The 20,807-nt window shown below is 69.4% G+C and carries 20 protein-coding genes and 1 riboswitch; of the genes, 9 read left to right on the top strand and 11 right to left on the bottom strand.

Going from position 1 to position 20,807, the window contains the following annotated elements:
• Position 1: 1 nt before the first annotated feature.
• From ACEQX1_RS07215 to ACEQX1_RS07175, 9 genes are all read right to left on the bottom strand, one after another.
• Entirely contained in the window at positions 2-1,747 is a 1,746-nt protein-coding gene (locus ACEQX1_RS07215; RefSeq protein WP_370193933.1) for a glycerol-3-phosphate dehydrogenase/oxidase, read from the bottom strand.
• Positions 1,748-1,912: 165 nt separating this feature from the next.
• Positions 1,913-2,374 carry a 6,7-dimethyl-8-ribityllumazine synthase gene (locus tag ACEQX1_RS07210; protein WP_370193932.1) on the bottom strand — a complete coding sequence of 154 codons (462 nt, stop codon included), beginning with the start codon at positions 2,372-2,374 and terminating at the stop codon, positions 1,913-1,915.
• 81 nt (positions 2,375-2,455) lie between these two features.
• A riboswitch (FMN riboswitch) is annotated at positions 2,456-2,602 on the bottom strand.
• A 138-nt stretch (positions 2,603-2,740) separates the two neighbouring features.
• Positions 2,741-3,694, bottom strand: coding sequence for a carbohydrate kinase family protein (locus ACEQX1_RS07205; RefSeq protein WP_370193931.1), 954 nt, complete (start codon positions 3,692-3,694; stop codon positions 2,741-2,743).
• 17 nt (positions 3,695-3,711) lie between these two features.
• Positions 3,712-4,773: an ABC transporter ATP-binding protein gene (locus tag ACEQX1_RS07200; RefSeq protein WP_024350932.1), complete on the bottom strand. Its 1,062-nt coding sequence runs from the start codon at positions 4,771-4,773 to the stop codon at positions 3,712-3,714.
• Between the two features lie 42 nt (positions 4,774-4,815).
• Positions 4,816-5,886: an ABC transporter ATP-binding protein gene (locus ACEQX1_RS07195; protein ID WP_370193930.1), complete on the bottom strand. Its 1,071-nt coding sequence runs from the start codon at positions 5,884-5,886 to the stop codon at positions 4,816-4,818.
• Between the two features lie 5 nt (positions 5,887-5,891).
• Complete coding sequence (locus ACEQX1_RS07190) at positions 5,892-6,176, bottom strand: hypothetical protein (protein WP_024350930.1); 285 nt, start codon at positions 6,174-6,176, stop codon at positions 5,892-5,894.
• Positions 6,177-6,178: 2 nt separating this feature from the next.
• Positions 6,179-7,006: a carbohydrate ABC transporter permease gene (locus ACEQX1_RS07185; RefSeq protein ID WP_024350929.1), complete on the bottom strand. Its 828-nt coding sequence runs from the start codon at positions 7,004-7,006 to the stop codon at positions 6,179-6,181.
• A complete protein-coding gene (locus ACEQX1_RS07180) occupies positions 7,003-7,938 on the bottom strand; it encodes a carbohydrate ABC transporter permease (protein ID WP_009211305.1) in 936 nt (311 codons plus the stop codon). The genes ACEQX1_RS07185 and ACEQX1_RS07180 overlap by 4 nt, the downstream gene beginning before the upstream one ends.
• Before the next feature lie 73 nt (positions 7,939-8,011).
• Positions 8,012-9,505 carry an ABC transporter substrate-binding protein gene (locus ACEQX1_RS07175; RefSeq protein ID WP_024350928.1) on the bottom strand — a complete coding sequence of 498 codons (1,494 nt, stop codon included), beginning with the start codon at positions 9,503-9,505 and terminating at the stop codon, positions 8,012-8,014.
• A gap of 166 nt (positions 9,506-9,671) precedes the next feature.
• Between ACEQX1_RS07175 and ACEQX1_RS07170 the strand changes: the two genes are divergently transcribed.
• Together ACEQX1_RS07170 and dhaL are read left to right on the top strand one after the other, a co-directional pair.
• A complete protein-coding gene (locus ACEQX1_RS07170; RefSeq protein ID WP_081651922.1) occupies positions 9,672-11,753 on the top strand; it encodes a bifunctional sugar-binding transcriptional regulator/dihydroxyacetone kinase subunit DhaK in 2,082 nt (693 codons plus the stop codon).
• Positions 11,754-11,792: 39 nt separating this feature from the next.
• Entirely contained in the window at positions 11,793-12,431 is a 639-nt protein-coding gene (dhaL, locus tag ACEQX1_RS07165; RefSeq protein ID WP_188075397.1) for a dihydroxyacetone kinase subunit DhaL, read from the top strand.
• Positions 12,432-12,461: 30 nt separating this feature from the next.
• Here the strand turns inward: dhaL and ACEQX1_RS07160 are convergent, their stop codons facing one another.
• Positions 12,462-13,100, bottom strand: coding sequence for a response regulator transcription factor (locus tag ACEQX1_RS07160; RefSeq protein ID WP_024350926.1), 639 nt, complete (start codon positions 13,098-13,100; stop codon positions 12,462-12,464).
• Positions 13,097-14,452: an ATP-binding protein gene (locus ACEQX1_RS07155; RefSeq protein ID WP_228241275.1), complete on the bottom strand. Its 1,356-nt coding sequence runs from the start codon at positions 14,450-14,452 to the stop codon at positions 13,097-13,099. The genes ACEQX1_RS07160 and ACEQX1_RS07155 overlap by 4 nt, the downstream gene beginning before the upstream one ends.
• Before the next feature lie 205 nt (positions 14,453-14,657).
• On the opposite strand from ACEQX1_RS07155, the gene ACEQX1_RS07150 reads away from it, so the two are divergent.
• The 7 genes from ACEQX1_RS07150 to ACEQX1_RS07120 are packed head-to-tail and all read left to right on the top strand — an operon-like array spanning position 14,658 to position 20,767.
• Positions 14,658-15,677 carry an AAA family ATPase gene (locus ACEQX1_RS07150; RefSeq protein ID WP_370193927.1) on the top strand — a complete coding sequence of 340 codons (1,020 nt, stop codon included), beginning with the start codon at positions 14,658-14,660 and terminating at the stop codon, positions 15,675-15,677.
• Positions 15,677-16,615, top strand: coding sequence for a DUF58 domain-containing protein (locus ACEQX1_RS07145; protein ID WP_370193926.1), 939 nt, complete (start codon positions 15,677-15,679; stop codon positions 16,613-16,615). The genes ACEQX1_RS07150 and ACEQX1_RS07145 overlap by 1 nt, the downstream gene beginning before the upstream one ends.
• Positions 16,599-17,030: a hypothetical protein gene (locus tag ACEQX1_RS07140; protein WP_370193925.1), complete on the top strand. Its 432-nt coding sequence runs from the start codon at positions 16,599-16,601 to the stop codon at positions 17,028-17,030. The genes ACEQX1_RS07145 and ACEQX1_RS07140 overlap by 17 nt, the downstream gene beginning before the upstream one ends.
• A complete protein-coding gene (locus ACEQX1_RS07135; RefSeq protein WP_370193924.1) occupies positions 17,027-17,989 on the top strand; it encodes a VWA domain-containing protein in 963 nt (320 codons plus the stop codon). Before ACEQX1_RS07140 ends, ACEQX1_RS07135 begins: the two co-directional genes overlap by 4 nt.
• Positions 17,986-18,912 carry a VWA domain-containing protein gene (locus ACEQX1_RS07130; RefSeq protein WP_370196653.1) on the top strand — a complete coding sequence of 309 codons (927 nt, stop codon included), beginning with the start codon at positions 17,986-17,988 and terminating at the stop codon, positions 18,910-18,912. The genes ACEQX1_RS07135 and ACEQX1_RS07130 overlap by 4 nt, the downstream gene beginning before the upstream one ends.
• Positions 18,912-19,553: a tetratricopeptide repeat protein gene (locus ACEQX1_RS07125; RefSeq protein ID WP_370193922.1), complete on the top strand. Its 642-nt coding sequence runs from the start codon at positions 18,912-18,914 to the stop codon at positions 19,551-19,553. Before ACEQX1_RS07130 ends, ACEQX1_RS07125 begins: the two co-directional genes overlap by 1 nt.
• The gene (locus ACEQX1_RS07120) at positions 19,547-20,767 is read left to right on the top strand and encodes a hypothetical protein (RefSeq protein ID WP_370193920.1); all 1,221 of its coding nucleotides are present in this window, start codon (positions 19,547-19,549) and stop codon (positions 20,765-20,767) included. Before ACEQX1_RS07125 ends, ACEQX1_RS07120 begins: the two co-directional genes overlap by 7 nt.
• Positions 20,768-20,807: the final 40 nt, after the last annotated feature.

Raw genomic sequence — 20,807 nt, 5'->3', positions numbered from 1 at the left:
CTCAGATCCGCATGCGGCGCGTGTCGCGAAGCAGCGTCGTCACCGCCTCGATCTCCGCCGCCCGCCGCTCCGGCGACCATTTCAGCGCACTCGCCGCGACGATGGCGATGGCCTCGATGTCGCGCGCCGTGAACAGGCCGGCGACACCGAGATTCAGGCGGCGCAGGACGATGTCCTCCAGCCGCACTACATCCTCGTTGCGGGCGATCCAGTCGATCTCGCGCAGGCTCACCGAGCGGGCGTCCGGCAGCCGGTCGGCATCGACATGATCGCAGATGTGGTGGGCGATGGAGAGCGCCGTCGTACCGTAGCGCTCCAGAAGGGTCTCCAGCCGCGGCTCGTCGAGCCACGTCGCCACCGAGGCCTCGGCGAGCCACACCGACCGCGCCAGGGGATTGCCCGGATAGTTGCGGCCGCCGCCGATCGCCATGTGCTCGGTCGACTGGATGCGGCTGCGCTGCAGGCGCTGGAGAATTGTGTCGGTCGCGGTTTCGGCGAACTGACGATAGGTGGTGAACCGGCCGCCGACCAGCGACAGGATCGGGAAGGGCCGGTCCGCGTCGGCCTCCATGACGGGCATGGACCCGCCGGGGCGCGGCGTCTGGCCGGCCGCCACGTCCGGCGCCGGTGAGGGAACGGTCCTTGCATAGGTGCAGACCACCTGATCGGCGGCAAAGTCGAGATCCGGCAGGACGGCGCGCAGGGCATCGAGCAGCGCCGCGATGTCGTCGTCCGGGCAACGCGCTTCGTCTGGATCATCGGTGGGGGCGTCCGTCGGCCCGACAAGCACCCGGCCGAGATAGTCCTGCGCGGTCAGGACCCGGCCATCGCCCGCCATCTCGAAGCGCAGCACCCGGCCATCGAGCTGGCGGCGCAGCGCCTCGTGGTCGAGCAGGATGTGGCTCTGCCACCGGCCGGCGACTTGCGCCTCGGGCGCGCCGAGGGCGGCGTTCACCTCGTCGATCCACGGTCCCGCGGCATTGACCACCAGCGTCGGGCGCACGGCGAAATCCGTGCCGTCCTCGCTCTCGAAGGAGAGGCCTCCGCCGAAACAGGAGACGAGGCGCGTCCAGTTGGCGGCCCGGGAATCGGGACAGGCCTCCAGCCCGTCCTTCACCATCTCGTAGACCAGCCGCTCGGGCGCCGTGATCCGCGCATCCTGGTAGAGGCCGGCGGCGGTGATGTCCGTCGAAAGCTCGGGAAACGTTGCCCCTGCCGCCTGCCGGCTCAGGAGCTGGTGGCGCGGCGTGTCGACGGGCGCGGTGGCAAAGCGGTCGTGAAGGGCAAGGCCGAGCCGGGCGAGGATCGCGCCGCGCTGCCGCGGGGCCGTGGGTGTGCCGAAAAGCGTCGCCAGCGCCGCGCCCAGTCCGCCGAGCCAGGAAAAGACCGGAAACATCACCGGCAGCATGTCGACGAAATGCGGCGCGTTCTTCAGAAGGCGGTTGCGCTCGCTGGCGGCCTGTCTCGCGCTGGCGAGATCGCCGATCTCGAGTTCGGCGAGCCCGCCCTCGATCAGCCGCGAGCCGGCCGCGCTGGCGCCGCCGCTGAAATCGCCGCGATCGACGATCAGGCAGCTGACGCCTTGGGCGCAGAGATCGCGGAAGAGCCCGGCGCCGTTCACCCCGGCGCCGAGAATGACGACATCCACGGGATCGCCTTCGACGAGGGGCGGCAGGTCGAAGAGGAACGCAGCGTCGAGATCGTCCGGGGCATCGGGCGCGTCGGCCGGAAAGTCCGTGGCATTCATTCCTGCGTCCGATCCCCCTGTGCCGCCCGTGCGCGACCTGTCGCCCCGCCAGCGGCGGGATCGGAACAGGGTAGCCACGCCGGCGCGCCGACTGCAATCGTCTGCGCGCCGTGGCGCGAGCCTTCCGGTCGCACGATCATCGTCCGAGGCGGGACGTCGCCCCGATCAGGCGACGCGGTGGATGGCGGCGGCGGGCGTTTCGATCGCCTGCCGCGTCCTGACGATCATCAGCGCCGCCTCGGCCGCCTCGCGGCCCTTGGTGACGAAATGCTCGCGGAAGATCGCCTCGTGATGGGCCGTCTCCTGGTAGTGATGCGGCGTCAGCGACACCGACAGGACCGGCACGCCGCTGTCGAGGCCGGCGCGCATCAAGCCGTCGACCACGGCCTGGGCGACGAAATCATGCCGGTAGATGCCGCCATCGACGACGAGAGCTGCGGCGGCGACCGCCTTGTAGCGGCCGGTCATCGCGAGATCGCGGGCCATCAGCGGCATCTCGAAGGCGCCGGGCACGTCGAAGACGTCGACCTGGTCGGCGGGAATGATCTGGGTGAAGCCTTCGAGGGCGCGCGACACGATGTCGGAGTGCCAGTTGGCCTTGATGAATGCGTAGCGGGTGGGTGCCATGGTGATCTCCTTCGCAACGGACACGTCACCCAAGGCGATCACGGACGCGGATACGCGAGGCGTTCGCCTGGCGCGCATTGCGTACGTTCTCTCTCATCCGGACTGTGACCGTCGGCTCAGGCATCGCACCTGATCTGCTGACCCCTTCGAAGCCGAAGGGCGCTCGCGGGCTCGCGGCAACCGCCGCATACCGCCGGTGGGGACTTTCACCCCGCCCTGAGAACGGGTGGAGATAAAGCACCGCCGACGCGCGCGTGCAAGCCGCATGGCGCGGCAACGGGCGGGATGTCAGGGCGGATCTCGCGCGATGCGATTATCGCTGCGGGGTTGAGCCGCGCCGCGATGGGCCTAGTCCTTTCCCGGCTGTCAGCGTTTGCGGCGCCCCGCCTGCAACTCCGCGACCCGCTCCTTCGTATGGTCGAAGGACACGACGCCGGCATCCGAGCCGAGGCCGCTGGCCACCAGCGCCGCAACCCCCTGGGCGAAATCGATGGCGGCTTCCGGGTCCATCCTGTGGGTGAGCGCGGTGATGAAGCCGGCGTCGAAGGCATCGCCGCAGCCGGTCGTGTCGACCACGTCGATGTCGTAGGCCGGCACATGCAGGCGCGTGCCGTCGGCGGCGGCGTAATAGGCGCCCTCGCCGCCGAGGGTGAAGACGCAGGTTTGCGCCCCCCGGTCGAGATAGAAGGCGGCGCAGTCGGCCGGCGTCGTCTGACCCGACATGTCGCGGGCCTCCTCGATCGAGGGCATGAAATAGTCGATGGACGGCAACAGCGGCAGCACCAGTCCGGCGGTCTGCGCACTGGCGGCGATCAGGTCGAAGGTCACCGTGCAGCCGCGCCGCTTGGCCTCTTCCACGAGCAGCCGGCTGCGCTCGCCGTCGAGGGTCTTCAGGAGGCCGGTGCCGCCCAGATGCAGGATCGGCGCGTCGAAGATCTGGTCGTAGAGGCTCACCGGAACGTCGAAATGGTCCGAGGCGCCGCGCATGTGGAGGGCCGGGCGCTCGCCATTCGGCCGGATGTTGAGGATCGTCGCCGAGGTCGGAATGCCTTCGAGCCGCTGCATGGCAGAGATGTCGATGCCGAGCCGGTCCATCGCGCCGAGGACGAAATCGGCCTTCTCGTCGTTGCCGACGGCGCCGACGGCCAGGCTGTTCAGGCCGAGCTTGGCAGTGTTGACCACCACGCCCCCGGCGGTGCCGGCGACGGTCAGGCGGATCTCGTCGATGAACTCGACATTGCCGCGATCCGGGATGCGGCTGACGGGGCGCCCGAGAATGTCGAGGATGTAGAGCCCGACGACGGAGACATCGTAGCGCATGGTCGTCCCTTCCCCTGTCAGGAGACGCGGTTGCCGTCGGCAAACAGCATCAGCCGGTCGCGCGGCACCGACAGGTGCACGGCGCCGCCGAGCGCCGCCGGCGGCCGGCCGTCGGTGTTCACCTTGACCACCGTCTCGCCGATCTTCGCCTTGGTCAGGTAGCGGCCGGCAATGCCGATCGCCTGGTCAACGAGGATGGCGCCGACGCTGCCCTCGGTCGGCTCGCCGGTCATGCGCACGAGTTCCGGCCGGATGCCGAGGGTCAGCTGGCCGCGGGGCGGGCTGGCCGGCGCCGGCAGCGGTTCGGCCAGGATCGGCGCGTGGATGCCGCGGCTGTCGAGTTCGGCGGGAATGAAGTTCATGCCGGGATTGCCGAGAAACCAGCCGCCGAACTCGGTGGTCGGCTGGCCATAGAGCACCTGCGGGCGGTCATACTGCATGATCCGGCCGTCCTTCATCAGGGCGATCCGGTCGGCCAGCGTCATCGCCTCGGTCTGGTCGTGGGTCACGTAGACGATGGTCTGCTTCAGCCGCTTGGTCACCCGCTTGAAGGCGCGGATCAGCTGCAGCTTGGCATTGACCTCGACATTGGTGGTCGGCTCGTCGAACAGGACGATCTCGGACTGGCGCGCCACGGCCCGGCCGACGGCGACCTTCTGGCGACTGCCGGCGTCGAGCTGTTCGATGAAGGCACCGGCCAGCGGCCGCAGGTCGAGGACGTCCAGCACCTCGTCGACGCGGCGCTTGCGCTCTGCGGTCGAGACGCTGCGGTCGTGGCGCATCGGCAGTTCCAGGTTCTCGGCCACCGACAGGGTCGGGTACATGACCGGATACTGGAACACCATGCCGACATTGCGCTTGCGCGGCGGCAGCCGGGTCACGTCGCGGCCGCCGAAGAGGACGCGGCCCTCGCTCGGGCGCTCCAGACCCGCCAGCATGCGCATCAGCGTGGTCTTGCCGCAGCCGGACGGGCCGAGCAGGCAGGCGACCTCGCCGTCGGCGAAGGTCATGTGGACGTCGTCGACGGCGGTGAAGCTGCCGAAGCGCTTGGTGACGTGCTCGATAACGATTTCAGCCATGGATGTTCTGTCCCGTTCGAACGCGTTGGGCCTGCCACACGGTCATGGCAAAGCCGCCAGACGCTGCCCGCTGGTGCCGTCGAACAGCAGGATGTCGGCCGGGTCGATCCGCACGCCGACCGTGCTGTCGAATTCGGGCGGGGCGCGATCGAACAGCGGGATCGCGCTGGTCAGGGAGTGGCCGTCGAGATCGAGATAGACCACGGCCTCGCCGCCGAGATTTTCCACCAGCGTCACCCGCGCCGGCTGGGTGCCGATCGCCGGGCCTTCGGGGTTCAGCCGCACATGCTCCGGCCGGATGCCGGCGATCACCGCGCGGCCCTCTTCAAGGCCGGCGGCGGGATGGCGCAGCGGCCCGGCCGTGACCGTGCCGTCGGTGACGCTGCCGGAGTAGAGATTGGCGTTGGGAAAGCCGATGAGGTCCAGCGAGCGGGCCCGGGACGGCTGGTGATAGACCGCGGTCACCTCGCCATCCTGGATCACTCGGCCCTCGTCGATGACGGCCAGCCGCTGCGCCATGGTCAGCGCCTCCAGCGAATCCGAGGTGGCATAGAGGAAGGTGGCGTTCAGCTCCTCGCGCAGCGATTTCAACTCGTCCATCAGCCGCTCGCGCAATTTGTAGTCGAGCCCGACCAGCGGGTCGTCGAGGACGAAGATCTGGGCGTCCTTCAGGAGGCCGCGCGCCACGGCGACGCGCTGCTTCTCGCCGCCCGAGAGCTGGTCCGGCGTCTTGGCCAGGAGATGGGTGATCGACAGGATGCCGGCGGTCCGGTCGACCCGGGCGGCGATCTCCTCCTTGGGAAAGCGCGCCAGCGTCAGCGGATAGGCCATGTTCTGGGCCACCGTCTGGTGCGGGTAGAGCGCGAAGTTCTGCGGCACGTAGCCGATCGGCCGCTCGGCCGGCGGATCGCCGACGATATCGCGGCCCGACAGAAGGATCTGGCCGGCATCGGGCTTTTCCAGCCCGACGAGGATGCGGAACAGGGTCGACTTGCCGGATTGGGGCGGGCCGCACAGGACGGTGAAGCTCTGCGGCGCGACGTCGAGGGTCAGCGCGTCGAGAGCGACGGTCTTGCCGTAGCTTTTGGTGATGCCTTGGAACTGCAGCGACATGGAGATCAGCGACCGAGTTGCGAGAATGTCGGGACCATCAGGATGCCGACCGAGAACACGGCCGCGATGACCAGGAGGACCTTGAGGATGAAGAACAGGCTGGCCCCGGCCGAGGCGTCCTTGCGCAGATTGCCGACGGCGATCTGCAGGAGGGTGGAGGCGACCAGCACGCACAGGCCGACCTTGTAGACCATCAGGTTGTAGCGCTGGGCGATCATCAGGATGCCGGCGAGCAGCCCGAAGATCAGGATCGTCTCCAGCCGTTCGGGAAAGGTGCGGGTGGCTTTCATGGTCAGACCTCTCCCCGCACGGTGCCGAAGGTCATTCCGACCAGCAGATATTTCTGGAAGATGTAGATGAAGACCACCGGCACGATGATGTAGACCGAGGTCATGGTGGAGATGAACGTCCAGTTGACGCCGCCGTCGGAATAGGTGCCGACCGACAGGGCGTAGGGAATGTTCTGGGTATTCACGCCGCCGATGATGAAGTTGAAGAGATATTCGTTCCACACGAAGATCAGGTTGAAGATGAAGGCGGCGATCAGGCCGGGCCGGACCTGCGGCATCACCACCTTGAAGATCACGTGGAACCACGAGCCGCCATTGACGATGCCGGTCTCGTCGAAACGCGTCGAGACGCCGTCGAGGAAGCCCTTCAGGATCCACACCGAGAAGGGGATCGAGAACATCGCGTAGAACAGCATCAGCCAGAGATGCGAATCCTTCCAACCGAAGGCGACATACATCAGGAAGACCGGCAGGATCACCGCCGGCCCCGGCAGCATGCGGATCGACAGGAGCAGGAACATCAGGAAGTCGGTGCCCTTGGGCCGGAACCGCGAGAAGCAGAAGGCGGCGAGGAAGGACACGACGACGGCGATCAGCACGGCGCCGATCGACAGCACCACCGAATTGGCGATCTGCAGGAAGATCTCGCCGCGGTTGAACAGGTCGACGTAATTGTCGAGCGTCGGCTTGAAGAACAGCTTGGGCGGCACCGCGAGGATGTCGCTGCGGGTCTTGAAGGACGACATGACGATCCAGGCGATCGGCGCGAAGAAGATCAGCGCGATCAACCACAGGGCGGCGTAGTACAGCCATTCGCGCAGGCGGCTCATGCTCCGTTCTCCCGGCGGCGACGCAGGCTGAGGACGAAGATGAAGGCGCTGGTCATGGCGATCGATATCAGGAGGAGAAGGACGGCATAGGCCGAAGACCAGCCCATGTTGAAGCTCTCGAAGGCCTGCTTGTTCAGCTCCAGCGCCACCAGCCGCGTGGTCTGGCCCGGCCCTCCCTTGGTCATCGGAATGATCAGGTCGAGGGTCTTGAAGCTGTCGATGGTGCGCAGGAGGATGCCGAGCATCATGATGAACTTGCCGTGGTGCCAGATGACCAGGGTCAGACGCCGCAGGAACGGCACGCGGTCGATCTCGGCGGCCTCCAGTTCGGCCTTGGGCACCGAGCCGAGAGCGGCCAGCGTCATCAGCGTCATGAACGGCGTCCACATCCAGCAATCCACCGCCAGCACCGCCCAGAAGGCGAGCTCGGGATTGCCGAGGAAGTCGATCGGCCCGCTGTCGAACAGCGCCCGGCCGAGATAGTTCAGCACGCCGAAGGTCGGGTCGTAGATGAAGCGGAAGAAGGTGCCCGAGGCCACCGGCGTCAGCACCATGGGCGCGAACAGGAGGGTCAGGGCGATGCGCCGGCCCGGCATGTCCTTCGACCCCCAGAACAGGAAGCCGAGCATCGCGCCGAGGAGGGTCTGGATGGTGACGCCGCACAGGACGAAGGTGAAGGTCCGCGAAAGGTCGAACCAGATGCCGTTCTTGCTGGCCAGGATGGCGAAGAAATTGCGGAAGCCGACGAAGTCCGGCGGCATGCCGCTGGTCAGCGAGAAATTGTAGAAGGACAGGCCGAGCAGCCACAGCGTCGGGATCGTGTTGAACACGATGAAGAAGATCATCACCGGCGCCAGCAACGTGAGGATCAGCGTGGCGCGGTTGTCGAACAGGCGGGCAAAGGGCCGCCGACGCTGCTGGACGGGGGGCATTATCGGGCCTCGATCTTGGGACTGGATGGCCGGACGCGGAAGGGCTCCGCGTCCGGCCGATCGGTGGACCTGCTTACAGCGAGGTCATCGCGCAGCTGTCGGACGGCGCTTCTTTCGCCGTGCCGGAATCGTAGAGGATCTGCTGCTGGGCGCAGGCGATGTAGTCCATCACCGCCTGGGCGTCGGTCGACTGGCCGGTCACGAAGGAGGAATAGCCCTCCTGCTGGACCGACAGCATCTCCGAATATTTCGGGTCATGCCAGAAATCCTGCGAGCGACCGTCCTCGAGCATGAACTTGTAGGTGCGGTTCCACGGGTTGATGTCGTCGAAATCGTCCCGCGACAGGGTCGCCTTGTCGCACGGATTGCCGCCGCGCTTGGCGAATTCCAGCGCCGTCTCGGGCTGGTACCACCAGTTCATGAAGTCGATGGCGACGCGCATCTTCTGCTCGTCGTTGAAGGCGTTGATCACCCAGGGCTGGCCGCCCATGGAGTAGATCCGCTTGGGCTCGGCGCCCGGCGCCTGATGCTTGGGCGGCGGCACGACCAGCACCTTGCCCTGCAGTTCCTCGGTGATCATCGCCGGGCCGACGGCGGCCCACTGGATGGTGGCGAAGACCTTGCCCTGGGTGAAGACGTCGATGCCCTCGGCGATGCCGATATTGGTGGCGCCCGGCGGGCAGTATTTCAGCCAGCGCTTGTATTCCTCCAGCGAGGCCGCGTTCTCCGGCGTGTTGAGGACGCCCTCGACCTGGCCGGTCTCGGCGTTCCACAATTCGCCGCCGCGGCTCCACAGGAAGTTGTTGAAGGCGCAGGTCGCGAAGTCGTAGACGCGGCTGTACTGCTGGGCAAAGCCCCAGCGCTGCTCGTCCGGCCGGGTGAAGAAGTCGGCGACCTTCTCGAACTCGTCCATCGTGAGGTTCTCGAAGTCCTCGAAGGTCGAGGGCAGCTCGACATCGTACTTCGCCTTGAACGCCTCGCGCTCCTTCGGGTCGTCGAGCCAGTCCTTGCGCACGAACAGGGCTTCGACGTCCCCCTCCTGGGGCAGGCCCCAGATGTTCTGGCTGCCGTCGGGATAGGTCATGTAGGTGTCGACGACGGTCTTCGAGTACCAGTCGATGTCGAGCGCCGGGTTCTGCGCGATGACGTCGTTCAGCTGCAGGATCCAGCCCGGCTGGGCGAGCGCGCCGAGCCACTGGCTGTCGGAAATGATGATGTTGAATTCCTGGCTGCGCGTGACCAGCGAGGTCGCGGCCTTCTGGAACAGGTCGGCGAAGGGCGCTTCCTGGAAGTTGAAGGAGACGTCGTAGCCGTATTTCTCCTTCACATATTCGGCGAAGAGCGGCGACATCTTCACGCCCAGCGACGACGGCACCCAGCCGGCGATGCCGAGGATGTTCATCTCGATCGACTGGCCGGCGAGCGGATGGCTCTCCTGGGCGTGCAGCCGGTTGATGAAGGGGGCGCCGAGGACGGTCGACAACCCGAGGGCAGCGCCGCCTTTCAGAAGGCTGCGGCGCGGGACCATCAGTCCGGAGCCGGCCCGTTTGTCGAATGAATTCGTCATGCCTGTTTCCTCCCAGTTGCAATAGTGGCCGCCGGCGGCCCGTGGCGTTCCGGCGCTGCTGTGCAACCGCGTGGCATCGACGGCTGAATCCCTCCCAGGACCGTCGGATCGCGATTGGCAAACCCTATTGGCGACAATATTCAAATCCTATAAGACAAATGTCAAGATGGCTTCCTTGAACACCTCCACAGCGCGCAAGAGCGCCTCCGGCCGGCCCACTGCCGGCGCCACTCCGGTCCCGCTGCCGTTCCGCGACGATCCGCTGCTGTGGGCCGGCTGGCTCTACGCCCGCGACGGCATGACCCAGAACGAGATCGCCAAGGCGATGGGCGTCTCGCGGGCCACCGTGAACGGCTATCTGGCCGAGGCGCGCACCCGCGGCATCGTCACCCTGTCGATGGAGACCTCGCGGCTCAGCGAGCTGATGATCGCCCAGGCGATGAAGGACCGCTTCAATCTCAGCGACTGCATCGTCATTCCCAGCGCCGAGACCGACCAGGGCCTCGACGAGCGGCTGGGCGAGACCGGCGCGCGGGTGCTGCAGCGGCTGATCCGGCCCGGCGACACGCTGGGCATCGCCTGGGGCCGCACGATGATCGCGCTGGCGCGGCGCATGGGGCCGGGCCGGGTTCCGGATCTGTCGGTGATCCAGCTCACCGGCGGCACCTCGGCGCCGGTGGATTTCACCCCCGAACTCTGCGCCTCGCAACTGGCGACGGCGCTCGGCGCGCGGTCGATCAACATCACCGCGCCGGCCGTCGTCTCCAGCGCTGCCGTCCGCGACGTGCTGATGGACGAGCCGCAGCTGCGCGAGCAGTTCGACATGGCGCGGCGGGCCGACAAGGTGGTCTTCGGCATCTGCTCGACCCGGCCCGACAGCACCATCCACGCCAGCGGGCTGGTGCGCCAGGAGGAGCTGGCGCATCCGGCCTTTCACCGGGCGACGGCGGTCGTTGCCGGCCGTTTCATCGACGATCGCGGCGTGCCGGTGCGCGCGCCGCTGGATGCGCGCACCATCGGGCTGACGCTGGAGGAGATCAGCGCGATCAAGGTGCGCATCGCGGTGGCCGGCGGGGCACGCAAGGTGCCGGCGATCCTGGCGGCGCTGCGCGGGGGCTATGCGAATATCCTGATCACCGACGCGGCCACGGCGCACAGCATTCTGCAGGCGGAGGGGGTGCCCGAGTCGCTCGGCGCCCTGCGAGGAACCAGACGCACACAGCTACAGGGAGGCAATCCAGTGAAGACCAAGAAGCTCATCAACGACCCGAAGAACATCATCGAGGAGATGCTGGACGGGATCGTGAAGGCGCATCCCAACCATGTGCGCCAGCTCGAACACAGCCCGCGCTCGGTGATCGCCGTCGACGGCCCGCGCAAGGACAAGGTGGCGATCGTCATCGGCGGCGGCTCGGGCCACGAGCCGTCCTTCGTCGGCTTCGTCGGCAAGGGCATCGCCGATGCCTGCGCCATCGGCAACGTCTTCGCCTCGCCGCCGCCGGACCCGATCCTGGAATGCACCAAGGCCGTCGATGGCGGCGCCGGCGTCCTCTACATGTACGGCAACTACGCCGGCGACGTGATGAATTTCGACATGGCGGCCGAGATGGCGGCGATGGAGGACATCGAGGTCCGCACGGTGCTCTCCACCGACGACGTCGCCTCGGCGCCGCTCGACCAGAAGGAGAAGCGCCGCGGCGTCGCCGGCAATTTCTTCATCTTCAAGATCGCCGGTGCGGCGGCCGACCACATGTGGTCGCTGGACGAATGCGAGCGCGTCGCCCGCAAGGCCAACGACCACACCTTCACCGTCGGCGTGGCGCTGGCGCCATGCTCGCTGCCCCAGACCCTGCGGCACAATTTCGAGATCGGCCCGGACGAGATGGAAATCGGCATGGGCATCCATGGCGAGCCGGGCGTCACGCGCGAGCCGCTGCGCACCGCCGACGACGTCACCGACGACATGCTGGAGCGGATCTTCGCCGAGATGCCGGCCAGGAAGGGCTCGAAGGTCGCGGTGCTGATCAACTCGCTCGGCTCGACGCCGCTGATGGAGCTCTACGTGATCAACCGCCGGGTGCACGAGCGCCTCGAGCGCAAGGGCATCGACGTGCACGCCACCTGGGTCGGCACCTATTGCTCGTCGCTCGAAATGGCCGGCATGTCGGTGACGCTGATCCTGCTCGACGACGAGCTGACCGAGCTTCTCGACCATCCTTGCGATTGTGCGATGTTCCGTGCTGGCTAAGCCTCGCCGGACCCCGCCAACCCGATACGGACCATGCCCATGACCATCACCACCCAGCATCTCGTCGCGATGTTCGTCGCGATCGCCGATGCCATCGAGGAACACAAGGATCATCTGTCGGAGCTGGACGGCGTCATCGGCGACGCCGACCACGGCGTCACCATGGGGATCGGCTTCACCGCCGTCCGCGAGGCGCTGGGCCAGCTCGACACCGCCGAGAACGAGCCGGCCGTCGTCTTCAACACCGCCGCCAAGACCTTCCTCAATGCCGTCGGCGCCTCCTCCGGGCCGCTCTATGCCACGGCCTTCATGCGGGCCGGCGCAGCGGCCAAGGGAAAGCCCGAGCTCGACCGCGACGCCATGGTCGAGGCGTTCTGCGCCATGGCCAAGGGGATCCAGGATCGCGGCAAGGCCGAGCGGGGCGACAAGACCATGGTCGACGCCTGGCTGCCGGCGGCCGAGGCGATCGGCGAGGCAGCCGAGCGCGGCGACGATCTGGCCGCGTGCTTCCAGGCAGCCGCCCGGGCCGCCGAGGAGGGCGCCGAGGCGACCAAGGCGATGCGGGCCTCCAAGGGCCGCGCCGCCCGGCTCGGCGACCGTTCGCTCGGCCATATCGACCCCGGCGCCGCCTCGACGGCGCTGATCGTCGGCGTCATGGCGACGCAACTGACCGGCTGAGCCCGGCTTCAAGGCGATCGGGGGATTGCGCTAGCGGCGGACCAGCCCGGCCTCGATCGCCACCCAGACCAGATGGGCGTCGGTGCGCGCGCCGAGCTTGGCCTTGATCTGGTAGTGGTTGTTCTGGACCGTCTTGACGCTGAGGCAGAGCCCGGCGGCGATCTCGTCGGAGGTCATGCCCGAGGCGAGCATGCGCAGGATCTCGGTCTCGCGCGGGCTGAGATCGGCGATCGCCGTCGCGCGCCCCTCGACCCGTTCCTCGGCGATCTCCTGGGCGATGTCCGGGCTCATCGCCCGCCGGCCGGCGAGGATCGCCTCGATGGCCTGCACCAGTTCGGCCGGATCGCTGCTCTTCGTCACATAGCCGGACGCGCCGGCCTCGAAGGCCTTCAGCGCAAAGGCCGCGCCCTGGTGCATGGTGAAGATCAGGATGCGGGCGGCGCCGTCCCATTGCCGGATATGCCGCGTCGCTTCGATCCCGCCGGGGCCCGGCAGGGTCAGATCCATCACCACGATGTCGGGCGTCGTCTCGCGGTAGAGGCGATAGGCCTCGCCGGCATCGGCCGCTTCGGCGACCACCGCATAGCCCGGTCGCCGCTCGATCAGCCGGCGATAGCCCTCGCGCACGATCGGATGGTCGTCGACCAGCATGATCCGGGCGGCGCTCATGGCCGCAGCGCCCCGGTGGGGATGGTCGCCGCCACGCGGATGCCGCCCTGTGCCTCGCCGATGGAGAGCGTGCCGCCCAGCGCCGCGATGCGCTCGCGAATGCCGGCAATGCCGAAGCCGGTGCCCCGCTCCAGCGCCTCGGGCCGTCCGCCGCCATCGTCCATGACGGTCAGTTCGACGCCCGGCGCGCCGCCCGCGCTGTCGCGCACGACGCGGACGACGATCCGCCGGGCCGAGCCGTGCCGGGCGGCATTGGTCAGGCATTCCTGCACGATCCGGTAGAGGTTCAGCGCCGCCGCGTCGTCGAGGCCGGCGAGATCGCCCTCGGTTTCCAGAACGAAGCGGGTGCGCCCGCCAAGGCTCGCTTCCCAGCCGTGCAGCATGGTGCGCAGGCTCGGTTCGAGGCCGAGCTGGTCGAGGTCGGGCGGCCGCAGCCGGACGAAGGCACCGCGCAGCGTCGCCATCATCCGCTTCACCATGCGGCCGATCGCGCGGGCGTCCTCGGCGATGTCGTCGCGCCCCTGCGGCGAGGCCGCCTCCAGCGACGCGGCCATGGCGCCGGCGGCGGTCAGGCACTGGCCGAACTCGTCGTGCAGTTCGCGGGCCAGCGTCCGGCGCTCGTCCTCCTGCACCTCGAACAGCTTGCGCATCAAGACCGCGCGCTCGGCGGTGGAGCGTTCCAGCCGGCTGGCGAGGCGATTGACGGCGATGGCGAGGCGGCGGAACTCGGCGGTGCGGAACGAGGGCAGCCGGCTGCCGATATCGCCCATCTCCAGCCGCTTCAGCCCGTCGACGATCGCCTGCACGGGAAGCAGCGCATGGGCGATGGCTAGGCTCGACAGGGCGATCATCGCGGCCGCCAGTGCCAGGGCGAGCGCCGCCGCGATCCGCACCTGCTGCCAGATCCGCGTGGCCGCGGCGACCGGATCGAAGCTGGTGCGCAGCCGCCGTCCGTCCTCGCCGAAGATGCGCACCTCGCGTTCGACCGCCGCCGGATGCCGGAAGCCCGCGGCCAGCGCCGCGCGGAACCAGCCCGGGGCGACCGAGCCGAAGGCGTTCCAGCCCGAGCACAAGCGGCGCGTCCCGCCGTCGCGCTCGGTGAAGGCGACGCAGGTGCCGGGGGTCATCACCGAGACGATCTCGATGGAGCGCCGCGCGATATGGGTCGATTCCACGCCGCCGCTGCCCAGCATGTAGATGCGCTCGAGCTGGAAGGCGACGCGGGTCTCGGTCGCCTTCAGCTCGGTCCGGATCGCCGCCTGGGTATCGGCGACGACATAGACGATCGCGCCGGCCAGGCACACGCAGGCGACGCCGAAGAGCCGCAGGATCAGCCCCATCATCAGGCTCATGGCGATCGCTCCCCCTGTCGATCCGACGATCAGGCCCAAGCCGGAGCCCCGCTGCAAGGGGGGCGCCGCCGATCGGGCAAATTGCCTGTGTGCGGCCGGGCGTGATGCCCTACCCAAGACCCGATGCATCCGACATAGTGCCGGCGTCCGGGTGGAGTGGCACCGGCCCGCGGCGCCGACGTGAATCTATCGGGATATGAGTGCCATGCAGGATGCAACCGCGGTCTCGCGCGACGTCGAACCCGCTCTGTCGAATGACGGGCCGGATGGCGGCGACGCCCATGCCCTCTCGGCCCTGCAGCGGGCCGTCGAGACCGGCCTGATCGGTCACCAGCCCCTTGTCGAACGGCTGATGATCGGGCTCCTGACCGGCGGCCATCTCCTCATCGAGGGTGCCCCCGGGCTCGCCAAGACCCGCGCCGTCAAGCGGCTGGCCGACGGGCTGGAATCCTCCTTTTCGCGCATCCAGTGCACGCCCGACCTGATGCCGGCCGACCTGACCGGCACCCAGGTCTTTCGCCCCGAAAAGGGCGTCTTCGAATTCGTCCAGGGTCCGGTGTTTCACTCCCTCGTTCTCGTCGACGAGATCAACCGCGCCCCGCCCAAGGTGCAGTCGGCCCTGCTCGAGGCGATGGCCGAGGGGCAGGTGACCGCCGGCGGCACGACCTATGCGCTGCCCGATCCCTTCATGGTGGTCGCGACCCAGAACTCGATCGAGCACGAGGGCACGTTCCCGCTGCCCGAGGCCCAGCTCGACCGCTTCCTGATGCATGTCCTCGTCGACATGCCCGATGCCCGTTCCGAGCTCGCCATCCTCGACCTCGTCGAGCGCGAGGCGAGCGGCACCGAGGCGGCGATGCCGCATCCGGTGACCAGCGCGGCGATCGTCGCCGCCCGGCAGGCCGCGGCGAAGGTGCATCTGGCGCCGGCGCTGAAGGACTACATCGTGCGTCTCGTCATGGCGACGCGCGAGGACCAGCCGGCCCCCGACATCCGCAAGGCGATCGAGCATCCGGTGTCGCCCCGCGGCACGCTGGCGCTGGCGGCCTCGGCCAAGGCCCGCGCCTATCTGCGCGGCCGCGACTACGCCGTGCCGGAGGATGTGAGCGAGCTGGCCCCGGACATTCTCGCCCACCGCATCGTGCCGACCTGGCGGGCCGCGGCCGACGGCGTCACGGCGCGCAGCCTCGTCGCCCGGCTCGTCGACCTCGTCCAGCCGCTCTGATGAGCCGCATCGTCCCGCCGGCGGACCATGCCGGCATCGCCGTCGATGCCGACGCGCTGTTCCGGCTGCGCCACTACGTCCGGCATATCCCCGAGCAACGGCTGGCCCCGACCGGCCGGCCCGGCGGCTTTGCCGGCAAGCGCCGCGGCAACGGGCTGGAGATCGTCGACGTGCGACCCTTTTCGGAGGGCGACGACAGCCGCCATCTCGACGCCGCGACGACGGCCCGTACCGGCCGGCCGCATGTGCGCACCTTCCGCGACGAACGCGAGAAGACGGTGCTGCTGGTCGCCGATTTCCGCCCGGCCATGCTCTGGGGTACCCGCCGGCGCCTGCGCTCGGTCGCGGCCGCCGACGCGCTGATGCTGGCCGGATGGCGTGTCGTGCAGGCGGGCGGCCGTGTGGGACTGCTGGCCCTTGGCCTCGGTGAGCCGGCTTATGTTGCGCCGCAGGCCCGCGAGAAGGGCATGGCGGCGATCGCCGGCGGCCTCGCCCGCGCCCATGCCATCGCGCTCGAACGCGCCGCCGCCGGCCATCTCGACGACGCGCCGCTCGACCGGCTGCTCGAACCCGCCGGCCGGCTGGTGCCGCGGGGCGGCACGCTGTTCCTCGCCACCGGCCTCGACGTGCCGGGCACGGATTTCGACGGTCTGGCGCTGGCCCTGCGCCGCCGCGCCCGGATCGTGACGATCCTGGTGCGCGATGCTTTCGAGGAGACCCCGCCGCGCGGTGCCTATCCGTTCCTGTCCGGCGATGCGCCGGCCGGGCTGACAGGCCTGCGCTGGGCTTTCGTGTCCGGCACCGACACGGCCGCGAGGTCCGATCTGCGCCGCGAGCGGCTGGAACGCCTCGGCGCGGAGGTGCGCATCGTGGCGGCCGATGCCGAATACGACAGGATGGCCGAGGCTCTGGAGCGCGACGATGTCGACCGATCCTGATCTCGTCGCCCGACTGCGCCCGGTGCGGCTGCCGGCCGATTTCGCCGCCTTCGACGGGTCCGAAGTGCTGGCCGCGGCGGCGCTCGGCATCCTCGCGGGGCTTCTCCTCCTGGCGCTGCTGCATCTCGTCACCCGCCGGCGCGACACCGCGCTGACCATGGCCCGGCGCGAGATCGCCGCCGCGCGCCTTCTGCCGGCCGAGGATCGCCTGTTCCGGCAGGCGGCGCTGATCGACCGTCTGCGCCGCCACGCCGCGCCGGCAAGGCCCGGTAACAGGCCCGATCCCACTGCGATCCTGCGCGAAGACATCGGAGCCTCGCTCTACCGGCCGGGCACCACGCCCGATCTCGACGCCATCGACGCGGCGATCCTGACGATGGCCCGCGGCCGCCGGCGTCTGCGGGTGAGGGCATGACCATGTGGAGCTTCGCCACCCCCTACGCGCTGCTTCTCTTGCCGCTGCCGCTCGCGGCGTTGCTGCTCCTGCCACCGCGCCAGGCCGCGACCGGCGCGCTGGTCGTGCCCGGCTCCATCGCGGCGCGCTTGGCCACCGGGGCAGCGGACGGCATGCGCGCCCGCGTCCGCCAGCTACTGCCGGCGCTCACCTGGATCGCGCTGGTCGTGGCGCTGGCCGGCCCGCAGCAGCTCGAAGCCGTCGAGGCCCTGCCGGCCAGCGGCCGCGACCTCGTCCTCGCCATCGACCTGTCTGGCAGCATGGAGCAGGAGGATTTCGTCCTCGACGGCGCCACTGTCTCGAGGCTCGACGCCGTGAAGGCAGTGGCCCGTGATTTCGTGCGCGCCCGGGCCGGCGACCGCGTCGGGCTGGTGATCTTCGCCGAGACCTCCTATTTCGCCGCGCCGCTGACCTTCGACGTCGAGGCGGTGGGCCGCCTCGTCGACGAGGCGACGATCGGCATTTCCGGCCGGTCCACCGCGATCAGCGACGGGCTGGGCCTCGCCCTGAAGCGGCTCGCCCGCTCCGATGCACGCTCGCGCGTCGTCGTTCTCCTCTCCGACGGCGTCAACAATGCCGGCGCCGTCCAGCCGCGCGATGCCGGGTCGCTGGCCGAGCGACTCGGAATCCGCGTCCACACCATCGCCCTCGGCCCCGCCGATCTGGAGACCGACCCCAAATCCCGCGACGCCGTCGATACGGCGACCCTGCGGGCCATCGCCGAAACCAGCGGCGGCGAGACCTTCCGCGTTCGCACCACCGACGATCTGCGGCAGGTGGCGCGTGCCATCGATGCGCTGGAGACCAGCGCCTTCGAGCGGCCTGCGGCCGAAATCTACAGTTCCTACTGGATCTGGCCGGCCGGCTTCGGCTTCCTCTGCGCGCTCGGCCTCGTCATCGGATGGAGGCGCGGCGCATGAGCCTGCCGGGCGATCTTCTGCTGCTGCGGCCCTGGTGGCTGGCGGTCCTGGTGCTGACCCTCGTGGCCGGCGTCGTCTTCGCCCGCCGGTCGCGGGGCCTTGCCGGCTGGGAGCGCGCCGTCGACCCGGCCCTGATGGCGGCGCTGTCGCGGCTGGGCCGGCTGGTGCCGGGCAGTGCCCGCCACGCCTTCTTGCCCATCGCCGTCGCCGGCCTGGTGGCGCTGGCCCTTGTCGGCCCTGCCCAGCGCGATAGCGGCGCGCCGACCTTCCGCAATCTCGACGGCATCGTCGTCGCGATGGACCTGTCGCGCTCCATCGCCGAGGGCGGCAGCCTCGACGACGCCGAAGCCGCCGCCCAGCTTGTCCTGCAGCGGGCCGGCACCCGGCCGGTCAGTCTCATCGTCTATGCCGGCGAAGCCTATGTGGCGACGGCCTTTACCACCGATCCGGCGGCGCTCGGCTCCATCGTTGCCGTCCTCGACGGCGAGACGGTGCCCGACCCCGGCAGCCGCAGCGACCGGGCGCTGGCGCTGGCCCGCCGCACGCTGGCGGAAGCGCAGATCCTGCGCGCCGACGTTGTGCTGGTCACTGACGGGGAGGGGCTGGGCCCCGCCGCCTTCGATGAAGTCGCGGCCTTGCGCGCCGCCGGCGCCTTCGTCTCGGCGATCCATGTCGCGCCGAGCCAGCGCCCCGGCGACATGCCCCCGCCCGATCCGGCGGGGCTGGAGCGTCTGGCCGCGGCCGGTGAGGGCTTCTTCGCCGATGCCACCGCGCCGCTCGCCGTCGCGGACGGGATCGGCCGGCGCCGCTCCGATGCTCTGGCGGAAGGCGACTACGCGGTGCTGCACTACACCGATTATGGCCGTTATCTCCTCGTGCTGGCGCTGTTTCCGGCGCTCGCCCTGTTCCGCAGGAGCGTCTGATGCGGCGCTGGGTTCTGCCATTCCTCGCGCTGGTCGTGGCCGCATGCGCAGCGCTCGCCGCCGGTCCCGCCGCCTTCGGCCGGCTGGCGCTCTCCACCGGTCTGCCGGGATGGGCCGCCAGCCTGACCACCGAGCCGGCGGTGCGCGGCGTCGCGCTCTACCGTGCGGGACACTATACCGAAGCCGATCTGGCGTTTCGCGAGGCCGGCTCCGAGGCCACCTACAATCGCGGCGTCGGGCTTGCCGCGCTCGGCCGCTACGCGGAGGCCGTCGCCTATTTCGACGCCGTGCTGTTCGCCGATCCGTCCGATGCCGATGCCCGCTTCAACCGCGCCCTCGTCGCCGCCCACATCGACCCGGTAGTCGGCGAATCCAACGACATCGACGGCATCGCGGCCAATATCGAGGCCGAGGACGCCGCCGCCCAGCCGACCAAGCGCGACGTGCCCAAGGCGCTCACACTGGCCGAGCAGCGCTCGGTCGTGCGGCCGCGCACCGGCCAGGGGGTCGTGGCCAGCGAAGACTGGCTGACGACGCTGCCCGACGATCCCGGCGCCTTCCTGAAGCTGCGGCTGCGCGCCGAGCATCAGCGCCGGCAGGATCTTGGCCTCGCCAACCCGCCGGAGGACACCGCATGGTAGAACGGCTCCTGCTCACGCTGTCACTGCTCCTCTTTGCCGCGGCTGGCCCCGCCGGCGCGGCGCCGCAGGTGTCGGCGCGCGACGCGCGGCTGGCGGTGGTTGTCGATGCGATGCCGGCGGACCCCTATGAGGACGAGATGGTGCTGGTCACCATTCGCGGCCTCTACGACGTGACCATCGCGCTGGAGACGCTGGTCCAGCCGGATCTGCGCAATTTCTCCTGGATGCAGCTTGGCCGCGACAGCTGGACGACCCAGCGCATCGACGGCCGCCAGCTGACCGTCTTCGAGCGGCGGCTGGCGATCTTTCCCGAACGCGGCGGCGACCTGACCGTGGGCGCCTTCACCCACCGGCTGACGCTCGTCGCCAACAATGGCGAGCGCTTCGTCCACAATGTCGTCTCCGAGCCCGTCACCATCATCGCCGTCCCGCGCCCGGCGACCGAGGGCGGCTGGTGGCTGCCGGCCCGCTCGCTGAGCTACAGCGACGAATGGGACATGGACCCGGCCATGCTGGCCAATGGCGAGACCGCGACGCGCACCGTGACGATCGTCGCCGAAGGGGTGCCGCCCGGCTCGCTGCCGCCGCCGCCCCGGATGATCGCACCCTGGCTGATCTCCTTCATCGCGCCCGAACGGCGCAGCGTCGAACTGACCGAGAACGGGCCGGTGTCCACCGTCGTCTGGCAATGGCGCATGCGGCCGGTCTCCTCGCAGCCGGGCCGGCTGGAGGCCTTCCACATTCCCTGGTTCGATACCACGACGCGGGAAATGCGCGACGCGGTGCTGAAATCCCAGCGCATCGCCTTCGCCGCGATCGCCGAGGAGCCCGAGGCCAGCGGCTGGTCCGGCCTCATCGCCCGCAATGCACCGCTTCTGGCGGGACTCGGAAGCTGCTTCCTCGTCTTGCTCCTGGCCCTGCCGGGCCGGCGCCTGGTCTCGCCCGCCGAGATCGGCCGCCGCCTGCGCCGGTTCCTGCCGGATCGCAACGCCGTGGCGCTTCGCCGGGCCGCCGCCCGCAACGATGCCCGGGCTGCCCGGACTGCTGCCGCCGGCCTGTCGGGATCGCGCGGCGAACTGCCCGCCACCGCCCGGACGGCCTTCGCCCGCCTCGACCGTCACCTCTACGGCCCGCCACCATCTCCGGCGGTCGACCTCAAGGGTTTCGCACGCCAGATTTTTCTTGCGCAAAGGCTGCGCCGCCGGCGGGGCTGATCCCGCCGCAAGCCAACGGGTTCGTCGGCGCCCCTGCTGT

The sequence above is a fragment of the Aurantimonas sp. genome (genome assembly GCF_964217435.1).
Taxonomy (GTDB): Bacteria; Pseudomonadota; Alphaproteobacteria; order Rhizobiales; family Rhizobiaceae; genus Aurantimonas; species Aurantimonas coralicida.
This window is presented reverse-complemented; position numbering and strand designations above follow the sequence as displayed.

Bases quoted from the DNA above. Each gene is read 5' to 3' on its own strand.
- ACEQX1_RS07215 (WP_370193933.1), bottom strand. From the start codon at position 1,747: ATGAATGCCACGGACTTTCCGGCCGACGCGCCCGATGCCCCGGACGAT.
- ACEQX1_RS07210 (WP_370193932.1), bottom strand. From the start codon at position 2,374: ATGGCACCCACCCGCTACGCATTCATCAAGGCCAACTGGCACTCCGAC.
- ACEQX1_RS07205 (WP_370193931.1), bottom strand. From the start codon at position 3,694: ATGCGCTACGATGTCTCCGTCGTCGGGCTCTACATCCTCGACATTCTC.
- ACEQX1_RS07200 (WP_024350932.1), bottom strand. From the start codon at position 4,773: ATGGCTGAAATCGTTATCGAGCACGTCACCAAGCGCTTCGGCAGCTTC.
- ACEQX1_RS07195 (WP_370193930.1), bottom strand. From the start codon at position 5,886: ATGTCGCTGCAGTTCCAAGGCATCACCAAAAGCTACGGCAAGACCGTC.
- ACEQX1_RS07190 (WP_024350930.1), bottom strand. From the start codon at position 6,176: ATGAAAGCCACCCGCACCTTTCCCGAACGGCTGGAGACGATCCTGATC.
- ACEQX1_RS07185 (WP_024350929.1), bottom strand. From the start codon at position 7,006: ATGAGCCGCCTGCGCGAATGGCTGTACTACGCCGCCCTGTGGTTGATC.
- ACEQX1_RS07180 (WP_009211305.1), bottom strand. From the start codon at position 7,938: ATGCCCCCCGTCCAGCAGCGTCGGCGGCCCTTTGCCCGCCTGTTCGAC.
- ACEQX1_RS07175 (WP_024350928.1), bottom strand. From the start codon at position 9,505: ATGACGAATTCATTCGACAAACGGGCCGGCTCCGGACTGATGGTCCCG.
- ACEQX1_RS07170 (WP_081651922.1), top strand. From the start codon at position 9,672: ATGGCTTCCTTGAACACCTCCACAGCGCGCAAGAGCGCCTCCGGCCGG.
- dhaL (WP_188075397.1), top strand. From the start codon at position 11,793: ATGACCATCACCACCCAGCATCTCGTCGCGATGTTCGTCGCGATCGCC.
- ACEQX1_RS07160 (WP_024350926.1), bottom strand. From the start codon at position 13,100: ATGAGCGCCGCCCGGATCATGCTGGTCGACGACCATCCGATCGTGCGC.
- ACEQX1_RS07155 (WP_228241275.1), bottom strand. From the start codon at position 14,452: ATGAGCCTGATGATGGGGCTGATCCTGCGGCTCTTCGGCGTCGCCTGC.
- ACEQX1_RS07150 (WP_370193927.1), top strand. From the start codon at position 14,658: ATGCAGGATGCAACCGCGGTCTCGCGCGACGTCGAACCCGCTCTGTCG.
- ACEQX1_RS07145 (WP_370193926.1), top strand. From the start codon at position 15,677: ATGAGCCGCATCGTCCCGCCGGCGGACCATGCCGGCATCGCCGTCGAT.
- ACEQX1_RS07140 (WP_370193925.1), top strand. From the start codon at position 16,599: ATGTCGACCGATCCTGATCTCGTCGCCCGACTGCGCCCGGTGCGGCTG.
- ACEQX1_RS07135 (WP_370193924.1), top strand. From the start codon at position 17,027: ATGACCATGTGGAGCTTCGCCACCCCCTACGCGCTGCTTCTCTTGCCG.
- ACEQX1_RS07130 (WP_370196653.1), top strand. From the start codon at position 17,986: ATGAGCCTGCCGGGCGATCTTCTGCTGCTGCGGCCCTGGTGGCTGGCG.
- ACEQX1_RS07125 (WP_370193922.1), top strand. From the start codon at position 18,912: ATGCGGCGCTGGGTTCTGCCATTCCTCGCGCTGGTCGTGGCCGCATGC.
- ACEQX1_RS07120 (WP_370193920.1), top strand. From the start codon at position 19,547: ATGGTAGAACGGCTCCTGCTCACGCTGTCACTGCTCCTCTTTGCCGCG.